17 protein-coding genes and 1 tRNA gene are annotated in these 18,387 nt (G+C 65.1%); 13 read left to right on the forward strand and 5 right to left on the reverse strand.

Going from position 1 to position 18,387, the window contains the following annotated elements; genetic code table 11:
- Positions 1–323 precede the first annotated feature (323 nt).
- Both hisF and AUR64_RS07580 read left to right on the forward strand, forming a co-directional pair.
- Positions 324–1,136: an imidazole glycerol phosphate synthase subunit HisF gene (gene hisF / locus AUR64_RS07575; RefSeq protein WP_058581851.1), complete on the forward strand. Its 813-nt coding sequence runs from the start codon at positions 324–326 to the stop codon at positions 1,134–1,136.
- Positions 1,137–1,243: 107 nt separating this feature from the next.
- The gene (locus AUR64_RS07580) at positions 1,244–1,813 is read left to right on the forward strand and encodes a DUF1684 domain-containing protein (RefSeq protein WP_058581329.1); all 570 of its coding nucleotides are present in this window, start codon (positions 1,244–1,246) and stop codon (positions 1,811–1,813) included.
- A gap of 50 nt (positions 1,814–1,863) precedes the next feature.
- On the opposite strand, the gene AUR64_RS07585 is transcribed toward AUR64_RS07580, so the two are convergent.
- Positions 1,864–2,151, reverse strand: coding sequence for a DNA-directed RNA polymerase subunit L (locus AUR64_RS07585; protein WP_058581852.1), 288 nt, complete (start codon positions 2,149–2,151; stop codon positions 1,864–1,866).
- Between the two features lie 111 nt (positions 2,152–2,262).
- Between AUR64_RS07585 and AUR64_RS07590 the strand changes: the two genes are divergently transcribed.
- Positions 2,263–2,730: a hypothetical protein gene (locus AUR64_RS07590; RefSeq protein ID WP_058581330.1), complete on the forward strand. Its 468-nt coding sequence runs from the start codon at positions 2,263–2,265 to the stop codon at positions 2,728–2,730.
- Between the two features lie 21 nt (positions 2,731–2,751).
- On the opposite strand, the gene AUR64_RS07595 is transcribed toward AUR64_RS07590, so the two are convergent.
- A complete protein-coding gene (locus AUR64_RS07595) occupies positions 2,752–3,738 on the reverse strand; it encodes an MBL fold metallo-hydrolase (protein ID WP_058581853.1) in 987 nt (328 codons plus the stop codon).
- A gap of 102 nt (positions 3,739–3,840) precedes the next feature.
- Here AUR64_RS07595 and AUR64_RS07600 point away from each other — a divergent pair, with 102 nt between their 5' ends.
- From AUR64_RS07600 to AUR64_RS07615, 4 genes are all read left to right on the forward strand, one after another.
- Positions 3,841–4,230 carry a hypothetical protein gene (locus AUR64_RS07600; RefSeq protein WP_058581331.1) on the forward strand — a complete coding sequence of 130 codons (390 nt, stop codon included), beginning with the start codon at positions 3,841–3,843 and terminating at the stop codon, positions 4,228–4,230.
- Positions 4,231–4,296: 66 nt separating this feature from the next.
- Entirely contained in the window at positions 4,297–5,373 is a 1,077-nt protein-coding gene (locus tag AUR64_RS07605; RefSeq protein ID WP_058581332.1) for a J domain-containing protein, read from the forward strand.
- Between the two features lie 104 nt (positions 5,374–5,477).
- The gene (locus tag AUR64_RS07610) at positions 5,478–6,152 is read left to right on the forward strand and encodes an MBL fold metallo-hydrolase (RefSeq protein WP_058581333.1); all 675 of its coding nucleotides are present in this window, start codon (positions 5,478–5,480) and stop codon (positions 6,150–6,152) included.
- Between the two features lie 75 nt (positions 6,153–6,227).
- Entirely contained in the window at positions 6,228–7,910 is a 1,683-nt protein-coding gene (locus tag AUR64_RS07615) for an acyl-CoA synthetase (protein WP_058581334.1), read from the forward strand.
- 359 nt (positions 7,911–8,269) lie between these two features.
- On the opposite strand, the gene AUR64_RS07620 is transcribed toward AUR64_RS07615, so the two are convergent.
- Together AUR64_RS07620 and AUR64_RS07625 are read right to left on the reverse strand one after the other, a co-directional pair.
- The gene (locus AUR64_RS07620) at positions 8,270–8,896 is read right to left on the reverse strand and encodes a uracil-DNA glycosylase family protein (RefSeq protein ID WP_058581335.1); all 627 of its coding nucleotides are present in this window, start codon (positions 8,894–8,896) and stop codon (positions 8,270–8,272) included.
- Positions 8,897–8,987: 91 nt separating this feature from the next.
- On the reverse strand, positions 8,988–9,464 hold the full coding sequence (locus AUR64_RS07625) for a DUF5793 family protein (RefSeq protein WP_058581336.1): 477 nt from the start codon (positions 9,462–9,464) through the stop codon (positions 8,988–8,990).
- Positions 9,465–9,701: 237 nt separating this feature from the next.
- Here AUR64_RS07625 and AUR64_RS07630 point away from each other — a divergent pair, with 237 nt between their 5' ends.
- The 6 genes from AUR64_RS07630 to AUR64_RS07655 all read left to right on the forward strand — a co-directional run bounded on the left by AUR64_RS07630 (position 9,702) and on the right by AUR64_RS07655 (position 17,359).
- On the forward strand, positions 9,702–11,369 hold the full coding sequence (locus AUR64_RS07630) for a type II/IV secretion system ATPase subunit (protein ID WP_058581337.1): 1,668 nt from the start codon (positions 9,702–9,704) through the stop codon (positions 11,367–11,369).
- A complete protein-coding gene (locus AUR64_RS07635) occupies positions 11,366–13,468 on the forward strand; it encodes a type II secretion system F family protein (RefSeq protein WP_155120547.1) in 2,103 nt (700 codons plus the stop codon). Before AUR64_RS07630 ends, AUR64_RS07635 begins: the two co-directional genes overlap by 4 nt.
- 66 nt (positions 13,469–13,534) lie before the next feature.
- Positions 13,535–14,245, forward strand: coding sequence for a class I SAM-dependent methyltransferase (locus AUR64_RS07640; RefSeq protein WP_082230655.1), 711 nt, complete (start codon positions 13,535–13,537; stop codon positions 14,243–14,245).
- Positions 14,246–14,360: 115 nt separating this feature from the next.
- Positions 14,361–15,410, forward strand: coding sequence for an NAD(P)/FAD-dependent oxidoreductase (locus AUR64_RS07645; protein ID WP_058581338.1), 1,050 nt, complete (start codon positions 14,361–14,363; stop codon positions 15,408–15,410).
- Between the two features lie 116 nt (positions 15,411–15,526).
- Positions 15,527–17,053 (forward strand): HTTM domain-containing protein, encoded by a 1,527-nt coding sequence (locus AUR64_RS07650; RefSeq protein WP_058581339.1) that lies wholly within the window; start codon positions 15,527–15,529, stop codon positions 17,051–17,053.
- 235 nt (positions 17,054–17,288) lie between these two features.
- Positions 17,289–17,359, forward strand: a tRNA-Gly gene (locus AUR64_RS07655).
- Positions 17,360–17,667: 308 nt separating this feature from the next.
- Here the strand turns inward: AUR64_RS07655 and AUR64_RS07660 are convergent.
- Positions 17,668–18,267, reverse strand: a complete 600-nt coding sequence (locus AUR64_RS07660) for a twin-arginine translocation signal domain-containing protein (protein ID WP_082230657.1) — start codon at positions 18,265–18,267, stop codon at positions 17,668–17,670.
- Positions 18,268–18,387 lie beyond the last annotated feature (120 nt).

An 18,387-nucleotide genomic window follows, 5' to 3' on the forward strand; every position in this document is an offset into this window, starting at 1 on the left:
TGGCCAGCCTATCCATGTGGGCGACGATTACTACCGGCCGGAGAATAGACGAACTAGTCGTCGGAGCCTTCACGGCCCGACCACCATGAAGGTGGTGAGCGAAACGGTGTGTCAGCATCTCTCTATTTCCTCTCTTGCAGCTAACTTCCGACGAGCGACCGCTTTGTCGGCGGTTCCTACTCGGTTCCCAACCACTCGCCACCGATTCACGAGCGACTGCCTCGTGGACGGTTGCCACGAGCCACTGCTCCATGGAGGCTTCCGACGAGACTCACCGTAGTCGAAACCGTGAAACCCGCCACCCGCGAATTCTCGGACAACGAATGCTGACGAAGCGCATCATCCCCTGTATCGACGTCGACTTGGACGACGACGGCAACCCGGCCGTGTACACCGGCGTCAACTTCGAGGACCTCAAATACACCGGCGACCCGGTGGAGATGGCCAAACTGTACAACGAGGCGGGCGCGGACGAGTTCGTCTTCCTCGACATCACGGCCTCCGCCGACGGCCGCGAGACGATGCTCGACACCGTCTCGCGCGTCGCCGACGAGGTGTTCATCCCGCTCACCGTCGGCGGCGGGATTCGGACACGTGAGGACATCAAGGAGACGCTCCGCGCCGGCGCGGACAAGGTATCGATAAACACCGCGGCGCTCGAACGCCCCGAACTCATCACCGAGGGCGCGGCAGCGTTCGGCAGCCAGTGTATGGTCATCAGCGTCGATGCCCGCCGCCGCTACGACGAGGAGGGCGACTACTACGCGCAGGTCGACGGCGAGTCCTGCTGGTTCGAGTGTACCGTCAAAGGCGGTCGTGAAGGCACCGGCGTCGACGTCGTCTCGTGGGCCGAAGAAGCCGAATCCCGCGGCGCGGGCGAACTGTTCGTCAACTCAATCGACGCCGACGGCACCAAGGACGGCTACGACATTCCGCTCACCAAAGCCGTCTGTGACGCCGTCTCGACGCCCGTCATCGCCTCCTCGGGATGTGGTGGTCCCGAGGACATGTACGAGGTGTTCACCGAAGCGGGTGCCGACGCCGGCCTCGCGGCTTCTATCTTCCACTTCGACGAGTACTCGATTCAGGACGTCAAGACGTATCTCGACGACCGAGACGTACCGGTTCGACTGTAATCGTCGCCGTTTCTCGTTCACCGCCGCCTGCTCGTTCTTTTCGCTGTGGGGCGCGCCGTCAGCACGTACGACGAACGCTGATTTATCTGCCTGTCGTAGCATCGTCTATGAGTACACCGACCGACTGGGAAGCGACGCTCGAACAGCACCGCGACGACAAAAACGAGTACTTCCGAGACAGTTCCCGGTCACCGATTCCAGAGACCGAGCAACCGGATTTCGTGGGACTGGACTACTATCCGCCGGACGACGACTACCGATTCGAACTCGATTTGCACGACCACGACGAGAAAGAAGCCGTCGTCGTCGCAACGACCGCCGACGGCGAACGCGAGTACCTCCGATGGGGCGAATTTCGGTTCGAGATAGACGGTGAGGAGCAGACGCTGCAGGCCTATCGCCGAGACGAGGACGACCCCGGTCTCTGGGTGCCGTTCCGCGACGACACCAGTGGCGAAGAGACGTACGGTGCGGGCCGCTATCTCGACTTACACGCCGACGAAGACAGAGCGAACGACCGCTGGGTCGTCGACTTCAACCTCGCGTACAACCCGTTCTGTGCGTACTCAGCGCGCTACGAGTGCCCGATGGTCCCGGTCGAAAACTGGCTCGACGTCGCTATCGAAGCGGGTGAGAAAACGTACGAGTCCGGAGAGGGCTACAGCGCCGAAGCGTAGAGAGAGAGAGAGCAGAAAGACAGAGAGAACAGTCGAGTTGCGTCGAGTCGTTACGCGCCGGCGGCCGACTCGTAGGCGTCGCGGAGGGTGCCCATCTGTGTCTGGACGAGGCCGGCGGCGTCGCCGAGCGCGTCGAGCGGGTCGGTGCCGTCGGTCTTGATGGTCAACACGGGGTCGGTCTGTCCACCCGACTGTTCGGGGTTCATGTCGTACGTCGCGGCGACGACGCTCTCTGTCTCCAAGAGCGCGCCCTTGAGGACGTTCATGAACGTGTGGTCTTCCCCGGCGACTTCGATGCGGAGTTCCTCGTCGGTCTTGTCGATGACCCGCAGTTCCATGCCGCTTGCTTTCCCTCCGGGCCGGTTTAGTGTTTCGTCTTTCTGTCGGCCGCGACACCCGGCGACGACCCCGAGCACAGGTTTTTCACAGATGACGGTACACTGACTGGTATGTCGCCCTCCACCCACGACGGACTCGTCGCCGGCGCGGTCCGAATCGGTTCGCTCGGTCTGTTCGGCCTTCCCACCTACCTCGTCACGATACGTGCCGCCGAGATTCTGGCTTCGCTCGCTGGAACGTCACTCTCGGGCAACTGGCGCGCCGCCGCGTCAGTCATCGCCGTCGTTCTCTCGTTCGAGGTGGCAACCGAAGTCGCGGCCGTCAGACTCGACGGGTTCGCGGCGCTGAGTCGGAGCAGTCGCCTCACGAACGTGGTTCGTCACGCGACGCTTTCGGTCGCTGTTCTCGCAGCGTTTGTCGTCGTCGCCGACGTTCTCGTCTACGTCATCGGGTACTCGATATCTACAGGAAACTCGCTCGAAGTTGCCATCGGGGCGCTCGCGGCGCTCGCTGTCGTCTGGGCACTCGGCCGCACGCTGAGCGCGTTCTACCGCGGCTATCGCGGCGACGGCAGGTAAAACGAAACGAGAAAAGACGCGCTACGCCGAGTCGTCGACCGTCGGGAACAGGTCGTCGATATCAGGGTTCTCGTCGACCAGTTCGTACGCGTTGCCGTCGCGTTCGGCGACGCCGCGTTCTGCGAGATGTGCGAGGTGCGCATACGCCTCGCCGGGGCCGTGGAGCACGTGGATGTTCTTCAGGTCGCCGAACAGCGCGGCGCTCACCGTCCACGGGTCGCTCGGACCCTGTTCGCGGAGGACGCCGACGACGTTCTCGGTCCGCTCGCGGTGGTGCTCAAGAATCGTCGCCGCCCGCGCGGAGGGTTCGTCGATGACGTCGCGGTGGCCGGGCCACGCCCGGTCGAAGTCGCGGTCGATGAATCGAACGAGGCTGTCGACGTACAGTTCCAGCGGGGCGTCGAGGCGTACGTCCGCGCCGCCGACGTTCGGCGTGTATTTGGGCAAGATTGCGTCGCCGACGAACGCTTCTTCGCCCGCGTCGCCTTCGAACGCGAAGGCCGAGAGACCGGCGGAGTGGCCGGGAAGATGTACGGCTTCGAACTCGCGGCCGTCGATGGCGAAGGTGTCGCCGTCGGCAAAGGGCGTCACCTCGGCGGGCCGACCCGCGAGGCTCTCGTGTTCGGAGAGAAACTCCAGCAGTTCCTCGCGGCGGTCGTCGGGCAGGCCCCACTCACGGAGTTTCCGGCGCGTCGTCTCGTTCTCGGCGGAGAGCGCGCTCTCCTCGCCGGCGACCAGCGGTGCGTCGGCCTCGTGGACGCGAACCACGGCGTCGCTCTCGGCTTGAATCTCGCCGGCGAGGCCCGCGTGGTCGTAGTGCCAGTGCGTGACGAGTATCTCGTCGACGTCGGCGAACTCGACGCTGAACTCCGCCAACTCGGAGCGGAGTTGGTCGCGGACGGCCGCGGTTGCGACCCCGGTGTCGACGAGGACGGTGGTCTCCCCGTCGAGGAGGTATACGTCGTTTTTCCCCTCGAAGACGGTGTTCCCGAGTTGGATTCGCTTCACGGGCGAACCACTCGGCGAACCCGTATGAGGTTTCGGACTTTCGAATGCGGCTACGGTGCCGGGAGTCGACAGCGGTTTTTCGACCCGACCCTTCGAACCCATATGGCCGAGTACGAACCCGGTGTCTGCAACATCGGGGAAGGAGAACAGCGAAAGCGGTACGCCCTCGGAGCCGTCGCGTTGGTGGCGACGCTCGGGCTGTTCGTGGGCGTACTCACGACGGGCGCGCCGACGTTGCTGTTGTTGGCGTCGGTCGTTCCGCTGTTCGGCGTCGCGGAAGGCTACTTTCAGGGGCGACACAACTTCTGTACGGGCTTTGCGACGCTCGGCATCTACGATACGAGCGACGACGGCACCGACCGACGGGAGGTTCCGGACGCGTCGGCACGCCGCGCCGACCGGCAGCGAGCGCGGCAGATTCACGCGAAGTCGGCGACGGCGGCCGTCGGCGCGACGATTCTCGTCTACGCGGTCGGTCTGCTATCGTTCTGACTTTCTTGAAACTCACGCTCCGGTACATTCAAACGAGGCGCTTGCGTAGCGCTCTCGCAACAGGGTATGCCCGAGAACTTCTACGACCTCCTCGGCGTCTCCGACGACGCGACACAGGCGGAACTGAAAGCCGCTTACCGGGCGAAGGCGCGCGAGTACCACCCCGACGTGAACGACGACGACCGCGCCACCGCGCAGTTCCAGACGATTCGCCGCGCGTACGACGTCCTCTCGGACGAATCCGAACGCGCCGACTACGAGCGACTGGGGCACAGAACGTACGTGAAAAAGCGGATGAAAGGCTACCCCTCGGCGTCGCGCTGGGGCGGCGACGACTCGGCGGACTCGTCGGGTTCCGCGGACTCGTCCGGTGGGTCCTCGTCGTCGGCGACCTCCAACACGTCGTCGCGTTCACGACGCCGAAGTTCGTCGGGGTCGTCGGGCACGAGTCGCTCGTCCTCCGGGACCGCCTCGGCGTCGACGTCCCGTACCACGTCCAGCACTGCCTCTTCGACGAGTTCGACCGGCCGAACCCGCAGTCGGTCGAGTAACCGAACGAACAGTGCGACCGTCGGCGGCCACGACCCCGAGGCGGCCGACGCCCGCGCGAAAGCGCGCGAGGCCCGTCGCGCCCGCCGCCGCCAACAGCGCGAACAGAACGAGGCCCGTTCGTCACGTCGCCGGACGCTCCGCACACATTGGCTCGCTGTTCTCGCCGCGACACTGCTGTACGTCGCCGGGGCAGGGCAGTTCGTGCTGTACGAGTTCGCGGCGTTCGCGGCGTTCGCAAACGAACTCGTGAGCGCCCCGACGGCGGCACTGACCGGTTCGTTCGGCCTCAGCGGCCTCTTCGAGTTTACCCTCGCGGCGGTCCAGACGGCTCCGACGCCGCTGGCTTCGCTGCTGTTCCCGCTCGGTGCGGTGGCGCTGCCGCTCTCGCTCGTCGTCACCGTCTCCCGGTTCGGTTCGGGAACGACGTGGCTCTACGTTCTCGGCGCGTTCGCACCGCTCGTCGCGCTGGGACTGAGCGCCACGCTCGCACCGATGGTCTCTTTGACGCTGCTTCTGGCCGTCGTCGTCCCAGTACTCTCGGCGTCGCTGTTTCTCGGCGACGTGGGGCGGTATCTGTGGGCGTCGCGGTGAGGTCGGTCGGTCCCGTCTTTCGCTCCCTGCGCGGGTGAGTACTGTAACCGCGGCGGTCTGTCACTGTCGCCTGATTTTTCCTTCCGGCCGTTGTAGCCATCTCCATGAGTCCGCCTTCCGACACGACGTGGCGGGTACCGCTCCGCGGCGTCAACGCCTATCTCGTCGACGCCGACGGACTGACGCTCGTCGACGCGGGAACGCCGATGGACGTGGCCCGACTCCGCGAGTACGTCGAACGCGCCGGCTACTCGCTCGCCGAAATCGAACGTGTGCTTCTCACACACTACGACTTCGACCACGTCGGTGCGCTCGCCGGATTAGCCGAGAAGGGTCTCGACGCGCCCGTCTACGCCAGCGAACCCGACGCGAGTTTCCTCCTCGACGAGGCGAAACCGCCGCTGGGCAACCGGAAAGGCGCGCTTCAGCGCGTTCTCGGCGCGTTCGTCGACGTACCCGACCTCTCGGTCGAACGCGTCGTCGACGGCGACACCGTCGGTCCGTTCGTCGCCTACCGGACACCCGGGCATACGCCGGGCCACACCGCGTTCGTCCACCGCGAGTACGGACTGGCGCTGGTCGGTGACCTCGTCAGCGGCGACGACGGCCGGTTCGGACGCCTCCCGTCGCTCGTGGCCTACGACGCCGACAGAAACGACGAGAGCGTCCGCCAGTTGGCCGACCACCTTGACGGCGTCGACGTCGTCGGGATGGGTCACGGCGACCCGGTTCGGTCGGACGCCGGCCAGCGGTTCCGCGAGTACGCCGAGTCCCTGTAAAATCAACTCGGCTGACAATTCATCTCGAACGACCCGTCCGTACCGTTATTTTGCCGGTTACCCTCACGTTCGTTGATGACACAGCACAACCTCGACTCGTACGAGGAGACGTACGACTCCTTCGACTGGAACGACATCTACGGCGAAGCCGACTGGGACGCCCCCGAGCGTCTGAACATCGCGCACGAAGTGTGCGACCGCCACGCCGACGGCGACGACAACGTGGCGCTTCGCTACGTCGGTACGGACGGCAACAGCGAGACCCTCACCTTCGCCGAGTTGGCCGAGCAGTCGAATCGCTTTGCGAACGTCCTCGAATCGCTCGGAATCGACCGCGGTGACCGGGTGTTCTCCTACATGCCGCGGGTGCCCGAACACTACGTCGCCCTTATCGGCGCGCTGAAACGGGGCGCAGTCTGGGGCAGCGTCAACGAGCGCTTCGGACCGGACGGCATCGCCTACCGCCTCGACGACTGCGACGCGAAACTCGTCGTCACGACCGCCGAGAACGAAGACACCGTCGAACGAGCGCTCGACGACGCGCCGTCGGTCGAGACGGTCGTCGTTCTCGGAACCGACGACGACCACGGCGAACATCGGGAGGGCGACGAACGCCACGACGACGTCGACTTCGACCGCGCGATGGCCGACGCGAGCGACGAGTACCAAGCGGCGAAAACGGGCGGCGAGGACGACGCACTTCTGTACTACACGAGCGGAACCACGGGGTTAGCGAAGGGTGTCCTTCACAAACATCGGTGGGTCGCGGGCGTCGCCGCCACCCAGCGCTTTGCGGTCGACCTTCAGTCCGACGACCTCTACTGGAGTACCGCCGACTTAGGCTGGTTGACAGGGCCTATCAACACCCTCGGCGCGTGGTTCTGGGGGACGACGCTGTTCACCTACGAAGGCGAGTTCGACCCCGAGACGTGGGCGGACCTCCTCGACGAGTACCCGATTTCAGTACTGTTCAGCGTCCCCACCGCCTACCGGATGCTCCGGGCAAACGAAGAAGTCCTCGCAGGCGTCGACGTCGACCTCAGACACGCACTGAGCATCGGCGAACCGCTGAGCGCGGGCGTCATCGACTGGGCCGAAGACCAACTGGGCGTGACCGTGTACGACACCTACGGCCAGACGGAGACGGGCAACATGGTCGTCAACAACTACCCGACGATGGAACTCCGCCCCGGGAGCATGGGCAAACCGCTTCCGGGCGTGACCTCCGACATCGTCGACCCCGAAACGGGCGAACCGTTGGGTCCGAACGAGACGGGCGAAATCGCTCACCGCGGCGACTTCCCCTGTTTCTTCGCGGAGTACTGGAACAAACCCGAACAGACGGCAGCGTGTTTCGAGAACGATTGGTATCTGTCGGGTGACCTCGCCCAGAAAGACGAGGACGGCTACTTCTGGTTCGAGGGCCGCGCCGACGACGTCATCCTCTCGTCCGGGTATCGCATCGGTCCCTTCGAGGTGGAGTCGTCACTCGGCGAGCATCCCGCCGTCGCGGAGGCCGCCGTCGTACCGAAACCCGACCCCGAACGGGGGAACATCGTGAAAGCGTACGTCGTTCTCGCCGAAGGCGAGTCGGCGTCCGACGACCTCGCCGACGACATCAAACAACACGTCCGAAACGAACTCTCCGCACACGAGTATCCGAGAGAAGTCGAGTTCGTCTCCGAGTTGCCGAAGACGGTGACGGGCAAGATTCGACGGACGGAACTGCGCGACCAAACCGACGACCCGACGGCGTAGTCGCGTCGGTTTCTGTTATTTTTCAGCGGCGTCGCTCACGCTCGGAGCGTAGCGGCCGTCAGAAGAGTGGGAAACGGCCCGCAGCGCGGACCGCTTTTGACCAAGCCACTGCGGTGAGCACCAGTCCGCAGTCGCAAACGGCGGCATGGGCATCCACGCACGCCAACTACTGATTTGATAGATACCAATAAAAACCCTTGGTTCGGTCCAATATCGGCCTGAATTGCTGCGCAACATACCTAAATCACACAGAAAACCAGCGACCTGCTACAAGGTATTCCACTATTGCAAAAACGCGTCCGCTTCGCTGGACAGTCGTCTCAAAGCACCAGTAATTATAATTATTTTTCGAAGTGGACTCAGCGAACGAGGTACGGGTCGTCGCCCGGGAGGAACCGTCCGAGGTCGGTCTCACGGCGGTAGTCCGTCGACTGCAGCGTCAACAGCGCCTCGACGAGTCGGTCGGCATCGTCGTCTTCCCACTCGGCGGGGTCTTTGACGGGCACGACGAGCCATCCGCTGCCACGCATCTCCGTCGCGTGGAGGTTCTGCATGTCGATTTCGGTCTTCCACGCCTGTGCGGTGTACGTTTCGAGAACGTGTTTGGTTGCGCGCGCGCCGACCGGCACGAGGACGTGGGCGGCGATAGCGCGGAGTTCGGCGTCGAAAAACCGTTCCATGTCGTCGTACGACGCCTGCGTCGGCGTCGTCTCGGAGACGCACATGTGGAGGTACGAGAGAAACGTCCGGTCGACTTTCGGTTCGTCGCCGGTGGTTTCGAGCAAACCGGCGTCGACGAACGCCTGCTGGAGTTTTCGACTCGCATCGTTCGTAAACGGAACGCCGGTGTCGACGCCGCCGTGAACGCCCGGGTGGTCGCCGATAACGTGGAAGTGCGCGTTGGCGTCGCCGTAGCCGGGAACGAACTCGGGACAGGACGGCCGCATGCCGAACGGGTTGCTCGTACGGTCGGTGACGTTCTTCACGGGCCGAATACGGCGGCTGAGCGTTATAAGAGACGTGATTCGGGCGACGTTTCGGGCCGACGGCGGGAACTGACCGGCCCCGCCGAAAAAATCAGAGTTCGACGCCCGAGGGGATGAGACTCTGCCGTCGTAACAGGTCGCCATCGGCGTTGTAGACGAGGAACGTCGTCTTCTCGTAGGTGACGAGCGGTTCACCTTCGATGTACAGTTCGACTCGGTACTGGCCGTCGTCGTCGCCGGACGCCTCGCCGTACTCGCGGGCGGCCCGGATGAACTTCAGCACGTCGTCGGCGTCCTCGTTCAGTTCGAGGACGAAGTCGCCGGTGATGCGGTTGGTCACGCTGACGACGCCGGGTGCTTCCGGGTTCTCGTCCAGCGGTTCCTGAAGTCGAAACGCGACGTCGGTCTGCTTCGCGTCGAGGAGTGCGCCGTCGACGTCCGAGAGCCGCTGCTGGAGGAGCTCTGCAGGCCCGTAGAAGTCGATTTTCACCGTCGGCTTCTCGGGTGCGTCGTCCGTTTCGACCCAGTCGATGTGTTCGACTGCCAGTTCGAAGTAATCCCGCCTCATTCGATAGCGGGCACTTCGGTTCGAGGCGGTATGAACGTAACGCCGACACCCCGAATCCCGAACGCTCGAACACTTCGTCGCTCGGTGACGACTCCCCACGCTAGCGGGGCGACGAAGACGGTCACCGTGCTGACAACACCGCCGATACGTTCTCGTCGTCACGCGCCCGCACTCCGCGGACGCCCAGATTTAAGACCCCCGCGCCGGAATCGTCGCGCTGAACTTCGGAGGAACAGAGTGTCAAACGATTCGACAGCTTCAGACGACCAACCGACGCGCTTCGACGTTCTTCGCCAGCGCGCGGAACGAACGCTCGAACTTCTGCGCGGCGTGGACGTCTCCGTCCGCCCGCTCCGGCCACGTGACGACGGGCCACTCTCGGCGTTCGACCCACCGAGCGGCCACGAGGAGGTCGACCGCTACTGGGTGAACGCACCCTACGCCTACGTCGTCGTCACGCACGACGCCGACGAGAGCGCCCACCGCTACCACACGGTCGAACCGGACCTCGACTCCTTCGAGCGACAGTTGCTCGGCCGCGTGTCGAGCGATATCCGCGAACCGCTGCTGTTCGGCGACGACGCCGTGAGCGCCGCCGACAGCGCGGACGCGGCGCTCGATACCGACCCGCTGGCGGAGTCGCTCAGGTCGCTGCTCGAATCGTACGGCGTCGCGCCGGACCCCGAGAGCTTCCACACGCTCCTGTACTACCTCCACCGCAACTTCCGCGGCTTCGGCCGTATCGACCCGTTGTTGGCCGACTCGCGCATCGAGGACATCTCCTGTGACGGCTACGGCGTCCCGCTGTTCGCCTACCACGACGACTACGCCGACATTGCGACAAACATCAGTTTCGGCCGCGAGGAACTCGACAACTTCGTCGTCCGCCTCGCCCAGCAGTCGGGCCGCCACATCTCCGTCGGCGACCCCATCGTCGAGACGACGCTGCCCGACGGCTCTCGGGCGGAACTCGCCCTCGGCGAGGAGGTCACCCCGCGCGGGTCGGCGTTCACCATCCGCCAGTACGCCGACGAGCCGTTCACGCCCATCGACCTCGTCGAGTTCGGAACGTTTAGCGTCGACCAGATGGCGTATCTGTGGCTCTGTATCGAACACAACAAGTCGCTCGTCTTCGCCGGCGGCACGGCATCGGGAAAAACCACCTCGATGAACGCCGTCTCGATGTTCATCCCGCCGCGAGCGAAGGTGCTCTCCATCGAGGACACCCGCGAACTCTCGCTACACCACGACAACTGGCTCTCGGGCGTCACGCGCGAGCGACGCCACGAGGGCGCGGACGTGGACATGTACGACCTACTGCGCTCGGCGCTGAGACACCGCCCCGAGTACATCCTCGTCGGCGAGGTCAGAGGGCAAGAAGCCGTCACCCTCTTTCAGGCGATGAACACCGGTCACACGACCTTCTCGACGATGCACGCCGACAGCATCGAGACGGTCATCAACCGACTGGAGAACGAACCCATCAACGTGCCGCGGGCGATGGTGCAGTCGCTCGACATCCTCTCGATACAGACGCTCACCCGCTTCGACGGCGAGCGGGTTCGGCGCTCGAAAGTCATCGGCGAACTCGGGGGCATCGACCAGCGGACGGGCGAACTCGACTACTCCGCGTCCTTTTCGTGGAACGCCGGCGACGACGAGTTCTCGCGCCACGACAGCGACCTGCTCGACGAGATTCAGACCGAGCGCGGCTGGAGTCGGTCGACGCTGCTGCGCGAACTCGACCGGCGAAAGCGATTCCTCGACACGCTCCGCGAACGGGGAATCTCGGACTTCCGCCGGTTCACCGCACTCGTCGACCAGTACTACGCCGACCCCGAGGCGGCGATGGCACGAGTCACAGACGAGTCCGTTACGCCGCCAAGTGACGAGGAAACACAGTGATTTTCGTCGTCGGCGTCGCGCTTGCGATTGCGTTTTCGGTACTCCTCTGCGTCCCGCTCTGTCTCTCGCTCGTCCACGCGCCGACGAACCGCGTTTTCACTCGCGCGGCGACGCTCGTCTTCGGCGAGTTCGTCGCCGACGACGGTCCCCGAAAAGCCCGGCAGGTCGACCGACTCCGGGCCGCTCACGTCGCCGAGACGCACCACACTCACGCCGCGCGGACGCTACTCTTCTCGGCCGTTCTGGCGCTGGTCGGGGCGTCTCTGGGTGCGGCGCTCGGTCTCCTCTCCATCTTCGCGCTCGAATCGGCGGAGACGCTCGCCGGAACGGCGTTCGTCGATGCCTCGGGGTCGATTCGACACTGGGCGCGGTTCTCGGTGCTCCTCCTCTTCGGCGGCGTGTTCGCCGCCTCGTTCGGCGGTGGCTGTTACTGGCTCCGCTGGTACCGTCACGCCGCGACGGCGCGCACCCGCTCGAACCGTATCGACGCCTCGCTCCCGCGAACCGTCGCGTTCACCTACGCGCTGTCGAGAAGCGGCACGGCGTTTCCGACTGTGCTGTCGACGCTCGCCGACAACGAGGGCGTCTACGGCGAGGCGGCGGCCGAAGTCGGCGTCGCCGTCCGCGAGATGGAGACGTTCGGTATCGACGTACTGACGGCGCTGTCGCGGACCGCCCGCCGGACGCCCAGCGAGGACCTCGCGGAGTTCACCGAGAACCTCGCGAGCGTGCTCGGCAGCGGCCGAAACCTCTCGGGTTTCCTGCGCGACCAGTACGAACGCTACGAGACGAAAGCCGAGTCCCAACAACTGCGATATCTCGAACTGCTGGCGACGTTCGCGGAGGCGTACGTCTCGCTTCTGGTCGTCGGCCCGCTGCTGTTCGTCACCATCCTCGTCGTCATCGGCCTCGTGTTGAGCGACACGCTCCCGGTTCTCCGGATTATCGTCTACCTCGGCATCCCGCTGGCGACTTTTGGCTACGTCGTCTACGTCGACAGCCTCACGCAGTCGTACCGGCCCCCGTCGAACCGCCTCGACCCCGACGACGGCGACGGCCCGACGAACGTCGTCGCCGACGGCGGCGCGACGATGGTCGAAGCGTCGGCGTCCGCATCCACAGCGACCGACTCGACGCTTGACCGGTGGTTGGCCGACTGGGAACGGTTGCGGATTCACGACCGACTCCGACCGATTCGGCGGACGCTGTCGGACCCGTACGGCGCGCTTCTCGACCGCCCGGTCCGGGCGCTACTGTTCAGCGTGCCGCTCGCGCTGCTTTGGTTCGGCGTTCGCGTCGACCTCTCGGCGGTGTCCGGGTTCGGCGACCCCGTCGGTATCGTCATGGCGCTGGATGCACCGTTCGTCGAGGCGAGTACCGTCGCCATCGGCGGCGTCGCACTCGTCCACGAACTCCGCAAGCGACGCATTCGTGCGTACGAAGCGGCTGTCCCCGACTTCCTCGACCGTCTGGCGAGCGTCAACGAGGCGGGACTGACAGTCGTCGAGAGCTTCGAGCGGGTTGCCAACAGCGACTTGGGTGCGCTCACGCCGGAGGTCAAACGGCTCTGGCGGGATATCGAGTGGGGTGCGGACGTGGAGACGGCGCTGGCGCGGTTCGACCGCCGCGTCGACTCGGGGATGGTGACGCGGGCGACGGCGCTCGTCGCCAACGCTACGCGCGCCAGCGGCGACTTGGGTCCGGTACTCCGCATCGCCGCCGACGAGGCCGAGGCGACCCAGCGTCTCCGCGAGGAACGACGCCAGGAGATGCTCACCTACCAGATGGTCATCTACATCTCGTTTTTCGTCTTCCTCGCTATCGTCGGCGCACTCACGCTCGCGTTCGTCCCGGCGGTTCAGGAGGCGCAGGCGGCCGCACCCGATGCCGGCGTCGCTTCCGGCGGACCGGCGGGGCTCATCGGGTTTTCGGATGTTGCCGTCGAACTGTACACCCTCACGCTGTACCACATGTGCGCCATCCACGCGGTCTGTTCCGGCGTCGTCGCCGGACAACTCGGCGAGGGGACGCCCATCGACGGCGTCAAACACGTCGCCGTGTTGCTCGCACTGACCTCGCTCGCGTTCCTCGTGATGTGAGACCGACTTCGGACACTCGCCGTCGCGGGTCGTAGCTGGTTTATCTTCCCCGACGAACTTCTGGTCATGGACGGCGACCCGCCGCGTGCAGGCGACTCACCACGAACGAGTGGCGACTCGCGGACGAGCGACGACGCTCCACCTCCGAGCGACGACCCCCGTGCGACCTACGACGCTATCGCCGAACATTTCGCGTCGACCCGCGAGTACCCGTGGCCCGAGGTGAAGTCGTTCGTCGCCGACGCGACGGACGACGAGCAGGCCACGCGAGCGCTGGACCTCGGTTGTGCGAACGGCCGCCACTGCGAGTTGCTGTCGGAACACGCCGCGAGCGTCGTCGGCCTCGACGTCAGTCGAGAACTCCTCCGCGAGGCCCGAAAGCGAGCCACCGAACGCGATTTCGACGTCTCACTCGTCCACGGCGACGCTGCCCGTCTCCCTTTTTGCGACGAGACGTTCGACCTCGCGGTGTACGTCGCCACGCTGCATCACCTCACGTCCCGGGAGGCGCGCGTCGATAGCCTCGACGAACTGGCACGGGTGCTCCGACCCGGCGGCCGCGCGCTCGTCAGCGCGTGGAGCACCGAACACAGCACGTTCGACGAGACCGAGGGCTTCGACACGACGGTCGACTGGACGCTCCCGGGCGGCGAACGAGTCCCTCGGTTCTACCACATCTACGACCCCGCGGAGTTCCGTGTCGACCTCGATTCGAGCGAACTCACGCCCGTCGACGTGTTCGTCTCCAGCGGGAACTGTTACGCCGTCGTGGAGTGAGCCTCGGTGACCGGATGAACGCTGCTTCAGCGACCCGTGTCACTCCTTCGCGGGCGGGCGCGACGACTGCACGCGAGCTACATTCTTAAGCGGCGGCCGTTCCAAACGTGGGACAATGAGTGAGACCCCAGCGGCCGACGACCCCGAAGAGTACGACGTAGTCGTCGTCGGCGGCGGCCCCGCCGGCCTCTCGACGGCACTGTACACGACGCGTCTCGGACACGACACCGCAGTCGTCGACCGAGGCGGCGGCCGCGCCGCGATGATGCTCGACACCCACAACGTCATCGGCGTCACCGAGGACGTCTCGGGCAACGAGTTTCTGGAGACCGCACGCGAGCAGGTCAAAGAGTACGGCGCGGAGTTCCACCGCGACCTCGTGACCGAAGCCGAACGCACCGACGACGGCCGCATCCACCTCGTCGGCAACGAGGGGGAGTTCCTCACTCGTCGGGTCGTGCTCGCAACCGGCTTTTCGGACGTTCGCCCGGACCCGCCGCTGCCACGCACCGGGAAGGGCCTGCACTGGTGTCTGCACTGCGACGCCTACATGTTCATCGACCGGCCGGTGTTCGTGATGGGCACCGGCGAGAGCGCCGCCCACGTGGCGATGATTATGCTCAACTTCACCGACGAGGTCGACCTGCTGCTCCGCGGCGACGACCCCGAGTGGAGCGACGAGACCGACGAGCGCCTCCGAGCGCATCCGGTCGACATCGTCGACGCCGAGATTACGGCGATGCAGAAGGGCGACGACGGGTGGCTCGAAGGCTTCGAGTTCGACGACGGCGAGTTCCGCGAGTATCGCGGCGGGTTCCCGATGTACGGCTCGAACTACAACACCGACCTCGCCGAACAGCTCGGCTGTGAGCTCAACGACGACGGCACCATCGCCGTCGACGACCACGGCCGCGCGAGCGTCGAGGGCGTCGTCGCCGTCGGCGACATCACGCCCGGCCACAACCAGATTCCCGTCGCCATGGGCGAGGGTGCGAAAGCCGGTATCGGCGTCCACTACGACCTCCGCGAGTTCCCCCGGAGTCTCGACGACGTCCGCGAGAACGGCCCCGTCGAACTCGACGAAGTCCCCGGACTCGGCGCACGCGTCCGCGACGCCGCGAAGGCGTTCGAAGAAGCACGCGCACCGGCCGCGGACGACGACTGAGCGTCTAAGTCGCTGGCGCTGATATCTCTCGCGCAGTCTCTGCGCGGCGAACGCCGTTTTCGGCTGCGGGTCCGATGGAATGATTGAAGAGTGCGACCGCTCGTAACTCTCAGCCGATGAGCGACTCGAACAGCCCTCCTCTCACAGCGAGCGTTCGCGCTCGCGTCGGGTCGGCGCTCGCGGCGCGTTTCGGCATCGATACGCGAGCACTGGCCCTCTTTCGCATCTCGCTCGGACTGCTGTTGGTCGTCGATTTGGCGCTCCGCGCGCGCCACCTCGAAGCGTTCTACACCGACGCCGGGGTGTTCCCGCTGGTGCTTCACGCCGAACTGTACCCGATAGTCTCACATCTCTCGCTCCACGCACTCTCCGGTGACCTCTGGTTTCAGGCGCTGTTGTTCCTCGTTGCCGGACTCTGTGGGGTGGCGCTATTGGTCGGCTACCGCACTCGTCTCGCCTTGCTGCTGTCGTTTCTGCTGCTCGTTTCGCTGCACGCGCGCAACCTCGGCGTGCTCAACGGCGGCGACTCCGTGCTTCGGCGACTCCTGTTTTGGAGCCTCTTTCTCCCCCTCGGGGAACGTTGGTCGGTCGACGCGCTTCGACGCTCGGGTTCGCCGAAACCGCAAGCAAAGCGAGTAGCGAGTCTCGCCTCCGCGGCGCTGCTGATTCAGGTCGTCCTCGTGTACGCCGTCAACGCGGTGTTCAAACTCAGAGGCGACCTCTGGCTCGACGGCGAGGCGGTCCGCTACGTGCTGAGCCTCGAACAGTTCACGATTCTGTTCGCCGACACGGTGGCGCAGTACCCGGCGCTGCTGCACGCGGTCGACCTGCTCTGGTTGGGGTTGGTTATCGCCTCGCCGCTGTTGCTCGTCTTTTCGGGCCGCCTTCGGACTGTTCTCGTCTCCCTGTTCGTCGGGATGCATCTCGGGATGTTGCTGACGATGCGAATCGGCATCTTCCCCCTCATCTCGATAACGGCGCTACTCGTGTTCCTGCCGTCGCCGGCGTGGGACTGGCTGACCGCGCGGTTCTCGGGTCCGGTCGTGCGCATGGCGGGGCGTCTCGGCCTCGCCTCACGTCTCGACCAACTCCGCCGCCGCTCTACGCCGACCGCCTCACTCGGGTCGCGTCTGACCGCGCTTCGGCGCTGGACTCGCCGGACCGCTCGGGTCGTCGTGGCGGTGTTGCTGGCGGCGATTCTCGTCTGGAACGCCATGGCCGTGGGTCTGGTTTCGCCGCCCGGCGGCGACGACCCGGCAGTAAACCCGGCGGACAACACGTGGAACATGTTCGCGCCGCACCCGCCGACGGCCGACTGGTGGTACGTCGCCCCCGGCGAACTCCAATCTGGCGAACGAGTCGACGCGTACTACCTCTCCTCGCCGGTCGAACAGCGACCGGGGACGTGGGAGATGTATCCGAGTGCGCGCTGGCGAAAGTACATGGAAGGCTTTCGCTACAGTGACGACGACCGCTCCCGGCGCGCGTTCGCGAGCTATCTCTGTAGTCGCTGGAACCGAACCCACGACGAGAAATTGACGAATATTACGCTCTCGTACGTCGAACAGCCGACACGGTTCGACGGACCCGAGCCGACGACACAGCGCGAACTGCTGGTGTACAACTGTTCGAGCGGCGCGTAAGCGGATTCTGGCCCCTTGTTATCGCTTGTCGCGCGGCGGACGCGAAGAGTAACACCCTTATTCCCGGATGCTGAATCGACGTATGACGCTACGCTCCACGCGATTCGATTTCGTGTGAGCGCCGGTGTCTCGACCGAACGAAGTGAGGTCGAGGCTCGGCGTGAACGAGCGGTAGCGAGTGAGCGCCGGTGTTGAGGAATCCGACGGATTCCGAAGTACGGCGCGAACACAGTGAGCGCCGGTGGTCTAGTGGCAGGACCTGAGCCTTCCAAGCTCATGGCCCGGGTTCAAATCCCGGCCGGCGCATTCTTCTCGAACCCACGAACGAGGAGCGTCAGCGACGAGTGAGTCTGTGAGAGAGAATGCGACTCTGAGGGATTTGAAGCACGGAACGAGCGAGCGGAGTGAGCGAAGTTCAGGCGGTTCAAATCCCGGTCGGCGCACTCCCTTCGGTCGCGCGCGGCCCGACCCTCGCAAACCTTCAGTTTGCTCGGTCCCGACGAGGCTGCGTCCCGTCGTCGTTCACCTCGCTTCACTCGGTGAACTCCCGGCCGGCGCATTCTTCTCGAACCCACGAACGAGGAGCGGATAGACCGGACTTCTCCGACCCGGTTTCAGCCTCGGAGCAACCGCCGGAGGAGTCCGACCAACTCGTCCGCCGGTGGCGTTCCACCGTACACCGAAACCGTGTCCACGCCGGCGTAGCCGTGTTCGCCGGAGTCGTCGCGTTCCCAGTAGAGCCAGACGGTATCGTCGCCCGTCTCCAGTCCCGTCTCCGCGACCGGGAACGACAGAACGAGGCTCTCCGTCGTCTCCGCCGCCTCACCGTGGCCGGTCGTCGTCTCCGTCACCTCACCGTTCTCGGTCGGACGAGCGCCCGCGCCATCGTCGAGCGCAGTTCGAGAGCCGAGTCGGTACGCGACCTCGCGTTCGGTCGGGTCGAACGTCTCGCGCTCGCCGTCTCCGTTCAGAAACACCGAGCGGTGGACTGCGACCGAGACGTATTCGTGCTCGTTCAGGTCGACGAAGTTGTCATCGTTGCCCGGTTGAACGTCGATATCGAGTTCCACCGGAAAGTGCGCCGCGGCGACGCCACTCAGCGCTGGAACGGTCGCGGCCGCCGCTGCGACTGCGGCGCTCGTCTTCAGAAATCCGCGGCGGTCGAAACGGCTCGCTACGTTCGCTTTCACTTCTGATTCGTCGTGTCGAGACATGCTACACCGAAACGTCTCTTCGCCGTCTGAATGGCCGTTCTGGTCCGATTACCGAAGTTTCGAGAGACTGTCGACTCCGCGGGTGAAGATGCGCCCCCGTCGAAATCGAACGACTGTCGG

The organism is Haloprofundus marisrubri, assembly GCF_001469955.1.
Taxonomy (GTDB): Archaea; Halobacteriota; Halobacteria; order Halobacteriales; family Haloferacaceae; genus Haloprofundus; species Haloprofundus marisrubri.

Bases quoted from the DNA above. Each gene is read 5' to 3' on its own strand.
- AUR64_RS07580 (WP_058581329.1), top strand. From the start codon at position 1,244: ATGAGTACACCGACCGACTGGGAAGCGACGCTCGAACAGCACCGCGAC.
- AUR64_RS07590 (WP_058581330.1), top strand. From the start codon at position 2,263: ATGTCGCCCTCCACCCACGACGGACTCGTCGCCGGCGCGGTCCGAATC.
- AUR64_RS07650 (WP_058581339.1), top strand. From the start codon at position 15,527: ATGAGCGACTCGAACAGCCCTCCTCTCACAGCGAGCGTTCGCGCTCGC.
- hisF (WP_058581851.1), top strand. From the start codon at position 324: ATGCTGACGAAGCGCATCATCCCCTGTATCGACGTCGACTTGGACGAC.
- AUR64_RS07585 (WP_058581852.1), bottom strand. From the start codon at position 2,151: ATGGAACTGCGGGTCATCGACAAGACCGACGAGGAACTCCGCATCGAA.
- AUR64_RS07625 (WP_058581336.1), bottom strand. From the start codon at position 9,464: ATGAGGCGGGATTACTTCGAACTGGCAGTCGAACACATCGACTGGGTC.
- AUR64_RS07640 (WP_082230655.1), top strand. From the start codon at position 13,535: ATGGACGGCGACCCGCCGCGTGCAGGCGACTCACCACGAACGAGTGGC.
- AUR64_RS07660 (WP_082230657.1), bottom strand. From the start codon at position 18,267: ATGTCTCGACACGACGAATCAGAAGTGAAAGCGAACGTAGCGAGCCGT.
- AUR64_RS07605 (WP_058581332.1), top strand. From the start codon at position 4,297: ATGCCCGAGAACTTCTACGACCTCCTCGGCGTCTCCGACGACGCGACA.
- AUR64_RS07615 (WP_058581334.1), top strand. From the start codon at position 6,228: ATGACACAGCACAACCTCGACTCGTACGAGGAGACGTACGACTCCTTC.
- AUR64_RS07600 (WP_058581331.1), top strand. From the start codon at position 3,841: ATGGCCGAGTACGAACCCGGTGTCTGCAACATCGGGGAAGGAGAACAG.
- AUR64_RS07645 (WP_058581338.1), top strand. From the start codon at position 14,361: ATGAGTGAGACCCCAGCGGCCGACGACCCCGAAGAGTACGACGTAGTC.
- AUR64_RS07610 (WP_058581333.1), top strand. From the start codon at position 5,478: ATGAGTCCGCCTTCCGACACGACGTGGCGGGTACCGCTCCGCGGCGTC.